7 protein-coding genes are annotated in these 12,661 nt (G+C 70.0%); 6 read left to right on the forward strand and 1 reads right to left on the reverse strand.

Annotated features, from left to right (window positions below; all coding sequences use genetic code 11):
* Positions 1-16 precede the first annotated feature (16 nt).
* The 5 genes from FHX75_RS06095 to FHX75_RS06110 all read left to right on the forward strand — a co-directional run bounded on the left by FHX75_RS06095 (position 17) and on the right by FHX75_RS06110 (position 5,153).
* Positions 17-2,209: an MMPL family transporter gene (locus tag FHX75_RS06095; protein WP_154937049.1), complete on the forward strand. Its 2,193-nt coding sequence runs from the start codon at positions 17-19 to the stop codon at positions 2,207-2,209.
* 319 nt (positions 2,210-2,528) lie between these two features.
* Complete coding sequence (locus FHX75_RS30595; protein WP_170285294.1) at positions 2,529-2,666, forward strand: hypothetical protein; 138 nt, start codon at positions 2,529-2,531, stop codon at positions 2,664-2,666.
* 64 nt (positions 2,667-2,730) lie between these two features.
* Positions 2,731-3,213: a hypothetical protein gene (locus FHX75_RS06100; protein ID WP_154937050.1), complete on the forward strand. Its 483-nt coding sequence runs from the start codon at positions 2,731-2,733 to the stop codon at positions 3,211-3,213.
* Positions 3,214-3,475: 262 nt separating this feature from the next.
* Positions 3,476-3,781, forward strand: coding sequence for a hypothetical protein (locus tag FHX75_RS06105; protein WP_154937051.1), 306 nt, complete (start codon positions 3,476-3,478; stop codon positions 3,779-3,781).
* 352 nt (positions 3,782-4,133) lie between these two features.
* Positions 4,134-5,153 carry a hypothetical protein gene (locus FHX75_RS06110; protein ID WP_154937052.1) on the forward strand — a complete coding sequence of 340 codons (1,020 nt, stop codon included), beginning with the start codon at positions 4,134-4,136 and terminating at the stop codon, positions 5,151-5,153.
* 419 nt (positions 5,154-5,572) lie between these two features.
* Here the strand turns inward: FHX75_RS06110 and FHX75_RS06115 are convergent, their stop codons facing one another.
* The gene (locus FHX75_RS06115; protein ID WP_154937053.1) at positions 5,573-11,029 is read right to left on the reverse strand and encodes an ATP-binding protein; all 5,457 of its coding nucleotides are present in this window, start codon (positions 11,027-11,029) and stop codon (positions 5,573-5,575) included.
* A 728-nt stretch (positions 11,030-11,757) separates the two neighbouring features.
* Between FHX75_RS06115 and FHX75_RS06120 the strand changes: the two genes are divergently transcribed.
* Entirely contained in the window at positions 11,758-12,567 is an 810-nt protein-coding gene (locus FHX75_RS06120) for a DUF4259 domain-containing protein (RefSeq protein WP_154937054.1), read from the forward strand.
* Positions 12,568-12,661: the final 94 nt, after the last annotated feature.

Consider the following 12,661-nt stretch of genomic DNA (forward strand, 5'->3'; position numbering starts at 1 on the left):
CGAAGGACACGAAATCATGGCGACTCTGCTCTACCGGCTCGGCCGGGGCTCGATGCGCCGGCGGCGGCTCGTCGTCGCGCTCTGGCTCGCCCTACTCGTCGGTCTCGGCCTGGCCGCCGCGACCCTGAGCGGCCCGACGGCGAACAACCTCACGATCCCCGGCACCGAGTCGCAGCGCGCGCAGGACCTGCTCACCGAACAGTTCCCCACCGCCAGCGGCGCGACCGGCACGATCGCGGTCAAGGCACCGGCCGCCGGCCAGCTCGGCACACCGGAGGGCCAGGCGGTGGTCAAGGGGATCACCCAGGAGGCCGCGACGCTGCCCGGCGTGGTCGGCGCCACGGACCCCTTCACCGCCCGGGCCGTCACCCCCGACGGCCGGTACGCGCTGATCCAGGTCCAGTTCACCGAGAGCGCCAACCAGGTCACCGCCGAGCAGCGAGACGCGTTCGAGAAGGTCGGCGCGGCGGCCGAGGCGCAGGGCTGGCAGGTGGCCCCCGGCGGTGAGGTGATCCGCACCGCGCCGGAGTTCGGCTCGGCCGAGGCGATTGGTGTGGCGGTAGCCGCGATCGTCCTCGTGATCACCTTCGGATCGCTGGTGGCGGCCGGAATGACCATGCTGAACGCGCTGATCGGCGTCGCTGTCGGCATGGCCGGCCTGTTCGCGCTCAGCGGCGTGGTCGAGCTGACCACCACCGCTCCGATCATCGCCCTGATGCTCGGCCTGGCGGTCGGCATCGACTACTCGCTTTTCATCACCTCCCGCTACCGCCAGAACCTGCTCGACGGCCTGCCGCCGGACGAGGCGGTCGGCCGGGCGGTGGGTACCGCCGGCTCGGCCGTGCTCTTCGCCGGCATGACGGTGGTCATCGCACTGGCCGGCCTGGCGGTGGTGGGCGTCCCGTTCCTGACCGTCATGGGTCTGGCCGCCGCCGGCACGGTCACCGTCGCCGTCCTGGTCGCGCTCACCCTCCAGCCGGCCCTGCTCGGCTTCGCCGGCCGGCGCGTGCTTTCCCGCAAGCAGCGGGCCGCCGGCGGGAAGAGCGCGGCCGCGGCGGATCGCGGGGCCCCGGCCCAGGACCACTCGACCTTCGGCTTCCGCTGGGCGCGCCTGGTGATCCGGTTCCGGCTGCCCGTCATCCTGGTCAGCCTGGTCGGGCTCGGCGCGCTCGCCCTGCCCGCGTCCGACATGCGGCTGGCGCTCCCGGACGCCGGAACCGAACCGGTCGGGTCGCCGGCGCGGGTCTCCAACGACCTGATCAGCGAGGGCTTCGGGCCGGGCTTCACCGGCCGCCTCGCGGTGGTGGTCGCCGGGGACGACCAGCAGGCCACTGCGGCAGCCGTCCCGCAGGTCACCGCCCTGGTGCAGCGCACCGAGAACGTCCTCGCGGTGACGCCGCCGCAGTTCAGCCCCGACGGCCGTACCGCGCTGCTCGGTGTGGTGCCGAAGACCGGGCCCACTGACCCTGCCACCGAAACCCTGGTGCACGACATCCGGGACGCGGTCGGCGGCGTCCAGGGCGCGGACGTGCTGCTCACCGGCAGGACCGCGATCGGCATCGACGTCTCCGAGAAGCTCTCCGACGCGCTGCCGGTCTACCTGCTGCTGGTGGTCGGGCTGTCGGTGCTGCTGCTGATGCTGGTGTTCCGCTCGCTGCTGGTGCCGGTCAAGGCCGCGCTGGGCTTCCTGCTCACCACCACCGCGACCTTCGGGCTCACCGTGGCCGTGTTCCAGCAGGGCCACCTCGCCGACCTGGTCGGCCTGGACACTCCCAGTCCGCTGGTCAGCTTCCTGCCGATCCTGCTGATCGGCATCCTGTTCGGCCTCGCCATGGACTACGAGGTCTTCCTGGTCTCCCGGATGCGGGAAGACTTCGTCCACGGCCACACCGCCCAGCAGGCGACGATCAACGGCATGGGCCACGGCGCCCGGGTGGTCGCCGCCGCCGCGATCATCATGATCTCGGTGTTCAGCGGCTTCATCTTCATGGACGAACCGACCATCAAGTCGATGGGCTTCGCACTCGCGACCGGCGTCGCGATCGACGCGTTCGTGGTCCGCATGACGATCGTCCCGGCCGTCATGTCCCTGCTCGGCGACAAGGCCTGGTGGCTACCGCGCTGGCTCGACCGGGCCCTGCCCAAGGTCGACATCGAGGGCGAACACCTGCGCACCCACCTGCAGGAACAGGAGCCGGCCGGCGACTGATGTGAAGGAAGGGTCCCCTGCTAACGCTGGGCCTTGTATAGGGGACCCTTCCTAACACTCAGACGCCCGCCGGATACGTCTCCATCTCGCCGTGGGTCGGGCGAGGCAGCAAGAAGGCAGCGAAATCCTCGATCACGATCCGTCTCTGACGACAAGGAGCGATGGCCGGGACCTGCATGGCGACCTGGTTTGGTACCGACCGTCAACGGTCGGCAGGTTGGATCCGGCTCCCCCCGACGGGGGTCATGGGCCCGGCGGATGGTCCTCAGGCAACCGGCAGGGGCCTGGCAGCGCCAGGCCCCTGCACCCTCACCCCACCATGGAGTGCAGCGCGCCCGCCACCATGAAGAACGTCGCGATGGCCCCCGGCAACCCGGCGACGCTGGCCGCCGGGACCGCCGCCACCGCTGCGATCATGATGATCACCGCCCACCGCAGCGGCAACCCGCCCGGCTGAGCTAACCGACCCGAGTGGTGGCGGCCGGCGTCCACCGGCCGCCACCACCACCCTGAGGAGTGGTATGCCCGCCGAGCCCACCAGACGCTACAAGGTTTCACCGTACGTAGAGTTTGGAACGTTCCAACTGTCCGACAGCGTCAACGTCGGCACGCCACTGCAAGAAGCCGACCGACTGACCAGTGGACTCTTCGTCGGCACCGCAGGCGGGATACTCTTCCGCTCTGCTGGCACCGACTTCTATCCCACCGTTGTCCTGGAACTTTGGCCAAGCGAACCCCCTCCCGACTCCGGGAGTTGGGAGGAAGCCGAAGAGTCCGACTTCGACAGCCAGGACGGCAGCCTCCAGTTTATGTCGGTTATGGCAGTATTCGCCGGCGAACAGATCCCCCTGCCCGGTCCAGGTACCTACCAGGCCAGGGTCTACCGCCGCGGCCGCGACCGCGCCGCCGCTCTGCACGGCAAGGCTCTCAACTACCGCGGGGTCGAGGAATGGCTTGTGCAAATCTGGCCCACTCCAGCACAGGACGCAGGCCAAGCTAGCTAAGAGGCGGGCCCGGAGCGCTTGTGATCGCGGACCCCGCACCGCCCTGTTAGCGTCGATCGGTGCCCGCCACCGTACCGGTGTCCCCTTCGCCCACCCATCGTGCCCGCCGGCTGGGCCTGGGACTGGTCTGGCTGGCGACCGCTCTGGCCGGGACGACGGTAGTGGTGACCGGAGTGCTCGTCGCCCGGATGGACGAGATCTTCGCCTCGGCGGTGTCGCAGGGCCGCGCGCTCCCCTTCACCGGCGGGCCGGTGAACAGTCCATGCTGCCGTTCCTGCTCGGGTACGCCCTGGCCGCCCTCTTCCTCACCACCGCAGCGCTGGGTTACCTGCTCCGAGGGTGGACCCACCACAACGAGCACATCGGGCTGGCGCTACCCGCCGCGGCGCTGATCATCGTGATCGTCTTCTGCACGCCGCTCGTCGCGCCAATCGAGCTCGCCCGCCAGCAGTACACCCACGACCTCTACGGGTGGTGGTACTTCCCCTTCCTCATTGCCACCGTGACCTGCCACCTGGGCTGTCTCCTCGCTGCGGCGGTGGTCCTGTTTCGCACCAGGTCAACCTGAGAGAGTCGCGGGAACCTGCGGCGAGACTCCGCCGAGCAACGGGACGACCCCCGTCGGGGGGAGCCTGGTCGGCGTTGTCGGCCAGTGCCAGCGGGTGTCGTTCCCTGTGGTCCTGCCTTCGGTGTCATGCCGGCTGTGACCATTGGAGTCGGTCGCGCAGCACAGCGTTCGCTGACTTTATGCTGACGCGGCACCTTCTGGTCCGTAGGTCACGGCGGCGCAGTCTCGTGCGGTGCCGTGCGACATCGCAAGGCACGGTTCGGGCCCGTCGCGGCTCCTGCGGTCGCTCGCGTTGCTGTACTTCTGTCCTGTACGTCGATCACTCCGGCCGCCTGCGGCCTAAGCTGTTGCCTTGCGCGTTCACGGGGGAGGCGACAGGCCTGAAGACATCAATGCGGCAAGCCTGATCGCTCTGGCTGATCGCCTACGAGCCAAACCAGCGCAAAGCCATGAACGTCTCAAGCTGGTCACCAGCTGCGAAGGTTTGCCGTGGCTCGGCCGTGTCCCGGCTGCCACCGAGTCGTGCATCAAGATTCTCGCCCAGACTGACCCGAAGACCCGCTCAATGCCTTGCGAGCTCGGTATCTCCTCGATGGAGGTGCCCAGTGCCCTGACCACCTTCCGCCGTTGGTGGCCGAAGGCGGTCATCGCTATGGGAGATCCCGGGCAGCCCGATCCGCGGAAACCGTCAAAGCCCGGCATCGTGCAGTGGCGCTTCGACGGTGTCAACGCGTCGCCGGCGTTGAACCCGCCGAGCACCGCTGGTTCTGCCGCTATCGCAGCTCACTTTGCCGGCCTGCCGTGGGCGCCACCGCCGATGATGTATGACGCGGCCGGTCCGCTTGCAGACATTGAGGCTGAGGACCTGCTGGCTAGCATGGTTCATCCGCCGCAGATGCCGGCAGGCCGATGGGGTCGCCTGCCAGGGTTGTGGGAGCGCTACATCCAGGCGTGGTGCTGCCTGGGCCTGCTGCATCATCGACCGGAGCAACCGTGGCCGACATCGACCAGGCGACAAATGTTGATTGAGCTGGCCTACGGTGTCGAGGACTGGATTACCGAAGCCGCGCTCTATGCGCTAATCACCGCGGCTTGGGTGGACCCAGCATGCCGCTCAGACGTCGCCGGGTTGGTCGAGACCAGATACCTGATGATGCGTGAAGCGGCCGAGACCAGACCACTCACAATTGGCGTTTCCGTGGCGCAGCTGGTTTACATAACCCCAGGCATGCCAAACGAGACCCTTAACCATGCAGTGGATCTGACCGCTGCATCCCAGGAGTGGCCAGGCAATGGAAGCGTCTCGCTTGGCGGACCACCCGCGCCACCGCCGCGGCAAAGGTCGCTGTTGGACAGGCTTCGTCGCCGTTGACAGACGCAGGGCCGACCGAGCCTCCGCACCGAGCCGGACAGTCCGGCCGAGGCTACGAATCAGAAGGTTACGAGCGGCCGCCACGTGAGCAGGGCAACCGCGAAAGGCGGTCAAGCAGGTCCTACAGCCAGCCTGCTGATCTACCGGCCGACGAGCACAGCGCCTACCCGTTGCGAGCGGCACACGTGCGGCAGAATCAGAGGGGATGCAGGTTGTCAACCTGCGGACGCGGATCGAGCAGCGTCTCAGGCAACCGTTGCTCTGCCAGGTCCTCGTCAGGAGGCGGCTGACCCCAGCGAGCGGACCGCGGATGCGGCCAGGCCCACCGCGGCCAGCACCTCGCGGACGCCCGAGCGGCGCAGCTCATGATTGACTTACAGGCCGGGGACTCCCTGGTGGGTCCCCGGCCGGGCAGGGCATCAAAGCAGCCGCGACTCGATGGCGTCGATGATGCGCGGACGCAGCTCGGCGGCGCGGATGACGGCGTCCACCGAGCCGACCTCGACGGCGCGCTGGATGTTGTGCACGCGGTCGAACTCCGTGGCGACTTCGCCGAGCTTCTCCGCGCGCACCGAGGAGCGCAGCTCGTCGAGTTCCGCGGTCAACGCGGCGCGTGCGGTGCCGGCCGCGGCCGCGGCGCGGGCCTCTAGGTCCCGCACCCGGGGGTCGGCAGCCGTGCGGGCGTTGACGTCGGCGGAGAACACCACGGCGGCGGCGGGGGCGCCGCCGAGGACCGAGGCGTACGAGCCTTCCAGCGCGAGGACGGTCATGTTCGGGTTCAGCGCCTTCGAGAACACCACGAACGCGCCGCCGTGGTACCGCGAGATCACGCAGAAGACGATGGGCCCGCGGAAGTTTACGATCGCCCGGCCGATCTCGGCGCCGTACTCCAACTGCAGCTTGCGCATCGACTCCGGTGAGCCGTCGAAGCCCGACAGGTTCGCCAGCACCACCAGCGGCCGGTTGCCGCTGGCCGCGTTGATCGCCCGCGCCGCCTTCTTCGACGACCGGGGGAACAGCGTTCCCGCCGTGTAGGTGTCCGGGCCGTCGGTGGGCGGGAAGCCGCGCCGTGGCACGGCTCGTGACTCGATGCCGAGCAGGCACACGGGGATGCCGCCGAGGTGTACGTCCTGCACCACCGCGGTCTCCGCGTCGGCCATGCCCGCCCAGCGCTCCAGCACCGGGTGGTCCTGGTCGGAGAGCGCCCGCATCACGGTCCGGATGTCGAACGGCTTCTTGCGTTCCGGGTTGGCCTCCGCGGAGAAGATCTCGCCGACGGTGCCGAAGGCGCTGCCCGGCACGTCGTGCGGGAAGGTGGAGATGTCGCGGTCCACGGGGTCGGTGGTGCTCGCCCGCCGCGGCGCTTCCTCGCCGGGCGCGACGTACGTGTGGTCGTAGTGCGACATCAGCACGTCCCGCGCGGCGGTCAGGTTCGGTGCCCAGTACTGCGCCTGCCCGTTCGGTCCCATCACCCGGTCGTAGCCGCCGATGCCGAAGTTGTCCTCGGCGGACACCCCACCGGAGAAGTCGAGCGACTGCTTGCCGGTGAGCACCATCGCCGAGTCCGGCGTCATCACGAGGACGCCTCGGGTGTGCATGAGCATCGTCGCCTCGGCGTTCCAGTACGGCTGCGCGCCGACGTTGATGCCCGCGACGACGATGTTGATCTCACCGCCGTCCTGGGTGAACTCGACGATCCGCTTGAGTGCTGCGGCCACCCAGTCCATGTTCTCGGTGCCCGAGGTCATGGAGATCCGGGCCCCGGCGGACAGCGCCCACCACTCCAGCGGCAACCGCATCCGCTCCGCCAGGTTCAGCGCGGCGATCACGCGCCGGCACTCCGGCTCCGACAGGGCGCCCAGCGACTTCGTTGGGTCGCCGAGCAGCACGACGCGGGCGACACCCTGCGAATGCCGTGCGGTCGGCGTGGTGACCACCCCGGCGACGATGGCGGCGCTGTTGCGCCCCCTCGGCCGGTCCACCGGCACCAGCGCGTGGTGGTCGTCGAGGTCGTGCTCGACGAAGTCCCCGAGCAGGCCGGTCAGCTCGTACGGGTACATCGTGTTGCGGCTGCTCGCGCGCAGCACCTTCAGCCGGTACTCGTCGAGCGGCTCGACGGGCTCGACCGGCGGTTCGCCGACGGTCAGCTCGGCGCCGCCCGCGGCGTCGAAGGAGATCCGTACGGCGATCTTGGTCAGCTCGCCGGTCCGGCGGTCGCGCTGCCGCGCGATGAACAGGATCTCCTCCAGCCCGGCGCCCGCGGTCGTCGGGCGCACGCGCCCGGCGATCATCTCCATCTCCTCGCGGGTGAGTTCACTCGGCGGCCAGACGTAGACCACTATCCGGTTGGTGGTGAAGCGCGTCTTCGACGGTCGCCGCGACTGGGCGCGGCGGATCGAGTCGAGGCAGGCGGCGATGGCGTCCTCGGTGGTCGGCAGCGCGACCAGCCGACCGTCCTGCTCGCGCAGCTCGGTCAGGTCCCGCACCTGGGCGAACGCGACGAGGCGCTCGTCGGACGGGTTCTCCCGCGCCACGCACTGGAAGAGGTAGACCTCCTCGTCCGACGACGACAGCCGGGTCAGGTCGAACTTGTGCAAGCGCTCCAGCTGCATCCGCTGCGCGATGTACGGGTGCAGGCCGCGGATCAGCCGGTCCTCGGTGATCTGTGTACCCGACGGGCGGAAGGTGAAGTGGTGGTGCATCACCGCGCCGCCGCGACCCGCGACGGTGGTGGTGAGCCTGCGGACCCGCGGCAGCGGGTGCGCGGTGATGACCTCGAGCAGCGCGGCAGCCATCGCGTCGAAGTCCTCCGGCTGGTCCTCCCAGCCGAGGTAGATGTCGGCGTCGACGGCGTCCTCGTCACTGGCGAGCTCGGCGAGCCCGCGCAGCGCGCTGCCCAGCGCGTCGAAGCTCACCGCGGTGGAGACCACGCTGGAGTCCGCGCGCTCGGCGACCACGAACCTGCAGCCGGCGACCTCGCGGGCACGCACGCTGGTGAGCGCCTTGTTGCCGTAGTACCGCCGGGTTAGCACCTCGAGCATGACCGTGTTGTCGAGGTGGTCGCGCACGAGCCGCTGGCCGAGCAGCCGGACCAGCGGCTCGGTGCTGCGTACCATCTCCGCGATGCGCTCGGCGCGCTCCGGCGCGTCCGGGTGCGCGTCCAGGTGCCGGAGGTGGCCCCGGACCTGGGCGTAGACGCGGGCGCGGTTGCGGCGCAGCAGCGGCTGGGCGAACCAGGCGAACACCACGCCGCGGGCGAGGTCGGCGACCACCGGGAAGCGGACCTGCGTCGCGGCCACCAGCCGCTCCAGCGCGAGGCCGGCGGGCTCGCGCAGCGTCTCGTCCGGCGGCGGCTCCCGCAGCCACGCGCGCAGCAGCGTCGCGACGACCGTGGCGTCGGCGGACGCCCGTTGCTGGGCGAGGAAGATCCGGAACACGGCGGCTTCGAGCTCGGGAGAGCGCTCCAGGTCGGTGACCCCGTAGTGCCCGAGCGCCTTGGCGAGCCTGGCCTGGAACGAACCGGGCAGGCCGGCCCGTTCGATGTCGAGGCTCTGCAGGTATGTGTGGAAGTACTCGCGGGCGCTGTAGACGTGGCCGTCGCCGTCCTCGCCCGTCGGCCGGTTGCGGCTCAGTTCGGTGAGGTCGGCGAACACGGTGACCAGGTCGAGCTCCTCGGCCAGGGGCCGGTGGCCGTCCTCGGTGGCCGCCCGCCGCGCGGTGAGGTAATCGTCGAGCACTCGACGGTCGTCGTGCGGGTCGACGTCGAAGCCGAGCAGTAGGCCGCGCAGGTCCTCCTGGCCGCGCCTGCTGCGCCGGTACGCCGGAACGTCCTCGGACGCGGCGGGCAGGTCCAGCTCGACGGGAACGGCGGCCGGGCCGCTCGCGGTCTCGGCGGCGCCGTCGGTGAGTGGCTCCAGCCGCAGCAGCGGTGCACCGGCCTCCACCTGGCTGCCCACGGAGACGGCGCACTCCTTCAGCCGCGCCCGGAACGGCGCCCGCAGCACCGTCTCCATCTTCATGGCTTCGAGCACCAGCACCGGCGCGCCCGCCTCGACCTCGTCGCCGGCCTCCAGTGGCGTGGCGACGACCAGCGCGGGCATGGGGGAACGGACGACGCCGCCCTCGTCGCGGCTGACCCGGTGCGTCACGCCGTCCACCTCGACCAGGTGGGTGGGCCCGTGGGTGCCGGTGAGCAGGCGGTACCGGGAGCCGTTGACGACGATGTGGCCGGTGTGCCGGTCGAAGCGGTCAAGTTCGACGTCGGCGGTGCGTACGGCGGAGCCCGCTTCGATGCCGACGCGGAACCGGTGCGCGCCGACCCGCGCCACGCGCATGCGGTAGGTGACGCCGCGCAGTTTGAGGTCGAGCGGCCGGCCGCTGCGGTGCTGCACCTGCGGCCGGCCGCCGGACGCCGTCGACAGCAGCCGCTGCCGCTCGACGCGCTCCTCCTCCTCGTACGCCTCGATGGCGGCGGCGGCCAGTGCGACCGCGGAGTGCCGGTGCGCGACGAGCCTGCCCTCGCCTCGGACGCGGTCGATCCAGCCGGTGTCCGCGCTGGCGTCGATCACCTCGGGCTGGTCGAGCAGGTCGAGGACGAAGCTCTTGTTCGTCGCCCCACCCTCGATGATCACCGTGGTGTTCGCCATCGCCCGGCGCAGCTTGCCGAGCGCCTCGTGGCGGTCGCGGCCGTACGCGATGATCTTGGCGATCATCGAGTCGAAGTTGGCCGGGATAGTGTCACCCTCGCTGACGCCGGTGTCCACCCGGATCCCCGGGCCGGTGGGCAGGTCCAGCCGCGCGATCCGACCCGGCGACGGCGCGAAGTCGCGGTCGGGGTCCTCGGCGTTCAGCCGGGCCTCGATGGCGTGCCCGCGCTCCGCCGGCGGCTCGCCGTCGAGTCGCCCACCGGAGGCGACGTGCAGCTGCGCCTTGACGAGATCGAACCCGGTGGTCAACTCGGTGATCGGGTGCTCGACCTGCAGGCGGGTGTTGACCTCGAGGAACGCGAACACCCCGTCGCCGGGGTGGTACAGGAACTCGACGGTCGCCGCACCCCGGTAACCGACCGCCACGGCCAGCCGTTCGGCCGACGCCTTGAGCTCGGCCGCCTGCGCCGGGCTGAGCACCGGCGACGCCGACTCCTCGATGACCTTCTGGTTGCGTCGCTGCACCGAGCAGTCGCGGACACCGAGCGCCCACGCGGTGCCCTGCCCGTCGGCGATCACCTGGACCTCAACGTGCCGGGCCCCGGTGACCAGGCGCTCCAGGAACACGACGCCGCTGCCGAACGCCCGCGCCGCCTCCTGACTGGTGCGCTCGTACGCGTCGGCGAGCTCATCCTCGCTCCTGATCACGCGGATGCCGCGCCCGCCACCGCCCGCGGTCGCCTTCAGCATCAGCGGGTAGCCGATCTCGGCCGCCGCCGCCCGGGCGGCATCCACAGTCTCGACGGCACCGCGGCTCCACGGCGCGACCGGCACACCGACCTCCTCGGCGATCAGCTTCGCGCCGATCTTGTCGCCGAGCTGGCGCATGGCCTCCGCGCTCGGCCCGACGAAGGTGACCCCGATCTTCTCGCACAGCTCCGCGAACGCCGGATCCTCGGCGACGAAACCCCAGCCGACCCACGCGGCGTCGGCCCCGGTCTCCGTCAGCGCGCGCTCCAGCGCCACCAGATTGAGGTACGGGCGGGCGGACGCCGGACCGAGATCGTAGGCGATGTCCGCCGCACGCACGAAGGTCGCGGTGCGGTCGACGTCGGTGTACAGGGCGACGGTCTCGATCGGGACGCCGGTCTCCGCAGCCAACTCTCGGACCGCGTGGATGAGCCGCATGGCAGCCTCACCACGGTTGACGATGGCGACACGGTTGAACACCCGATTGACCCCTTTTGGTAGACCCATGGCGTGCGCGCCACGAGACGACGGCTCCCGGTAGTTGTTACCCTTCCGCCTGCCGACCGGGAGCGCCATGGCGCTATCACCGAACCACCCACCCGTCATTTGTAGGAAACCACCAAAAGTTTTTGGTCCCCGCACCGCCGGTTTGGCCCCTCGACCACGACCCGACGGCAATCGCCCCGTACAAAGAACGCCTGCGCATCCTCCGCACTGCCCTCACCCCACGGCGGACCGTGGCAACTTCACGAGCGAACACGGGCGACAGGACCACTTCAAGGCCGTCGACCGCGACTGGCTATTGACCTACGAAACCGCGTACGGCCACCAGATCCGCGTCGGGTTCCCACCGGACGACGCTGCCACGGCCCGCGCCGTCATCACCGCCGCCGCACACGAGATGGGCTGCACCGTTCTAGCGACAACAACCCACAACGGCACACCAACCTGGATTGGCTCCTGACACTGCAACACACGCACATGCCAATGACCGCGTCCTCTGACGGACCATCGAGCTCCCGCCCGGTCAAGTAGTAACTCCATGTAACAGCGACGACCGATCATGCGGGAGCCGTCACGCGTCAAGTGAAGCCGATGTGTCACGCATCAAGTGGAGCCCGACACCGCCGGCACCGCCGGCAGCCCGCCTCAGGTGACGGGAAGGCGTACCTGTGGCAGGTTGGCCAGGCGCCGGACACGTGAACGCAATGGGGGTGACCATGGGCGCCTGGGGGCCTGGCCTGTTCTCCGACGACACGGCATGTGACGTGCGCGACGAGTACCGAGAGATGCTCGAAGACGGCCTGGACGACGACGAGGCCACCCAACGCATGCTCGGCTCCTACGCCGACACGCTCGACGACCCGGACGAGGCCACTTCAGTCTGGCTGGCCTTGGCCGTCACTCAATCCAAGCTCGGCCGCCTCGACCCCAGAGTTCGCGAGCGCGCCCTCGCCGCCATCGACAGCGGAGCCGACTTGGCCAGGTGGTCGGACAACCCTCGCCTCAGTGCCAAGCGCCGGGACGTCCTGAACAAGGCACGGGCACAACTGACCGGCCCACAGCCTCAGCGCAAGAAGGTGCGCCGTCCCAGCCGGCACGTCACCGACCTGCAACCGGGCGATGTGCTCAGCTACCGCGCCGCCAACGGCAATCTGACGCTGTTGCGGGTTGCCCGCATCGACGACGACCGGCACTCCGTCGCACCCGTCCTCGTCGCCCTCGATTACACCGGCACCCGCTTGCCGCCCCAACCCGAACTCGACACCCTCGCCGACAAACCCGAGACGCCATTCCGGCTGGACGGGACTCCCCTGCCGCCCTGGGCCAGCGCCAGTTGGCGCGTCGCCACCTTCAAGCGGATCGACTACGACACCGCTGGATTCGAGCGTGTTGGACCCACCACCGCCCGACCAGGCGACAAGGACTTCCGCACCCCGACCTACACCTCATGGCAGCTACTGCCACGCGAACTGGAGCGCAACCTCACCGACGCGCCCGCCACGGCCGAGCCATAACGCCGACCCTTGAGCCACGCACCAGACCTGTTCGACCTCGACCGGGTGTCCCTGCTGATGGAGCTGGGCGTGCCGCCGCACGTGGTTTCCCAGG

The sequence above is a fragment of the Micromonospora palomenae genome, assembly GCF_007829925.1.
In the GTDB taxonomy this organism is placed as follows: domain Bacteria; phylum Actinomycetota; class Actinomycetes; order Mycobacteriales; family Micromonosporaceae; genus Micromonospora; species Micromonospora purpureochromogenes.

What these genes read in the sequence shown, in the direction of transcription:
- FHX75_RS06105 (WP_154937051.1), top strand. Translation starts at nt 3,476, where the DNA reads ATGCTGCCGTTCCTGCTCGGGTACGCCCTGGCCGCCCTCTTCCTCACC.
- FHX75_RS30595 (WP_170285294.1), top strand. Translation starts at nt 2,529, where the DNA reads ATGGAGTGCAGCGCGCCCGCCACCATGAAGAACGTCGCGATGGCCCCC.
- FHX75_RS06100 (WP_154937050.1), top strand. Translation starts at nt 2,731, where the DNA reads ATGCCCGCCGAGCCCACCAGACGCTACAAGGTTTCACCGTACGTAGAG.
- FHX75_RS06095 (WP_154937049.1), top strand. Translation starts at nt 17, where the DNA reads ATGGCGACTCTGCTCTACCGGCTCGGCCGGGGCTCGATGCGCCGGCGG.
- FHX75_RS06120 (WP_154937054.1), top strand. Translation starts at nt 11,758, where the DNA reads ATGGGGGTGACCATGGGCGCCTGGGGGCCTGGCCTGTTCTCCGACGAC.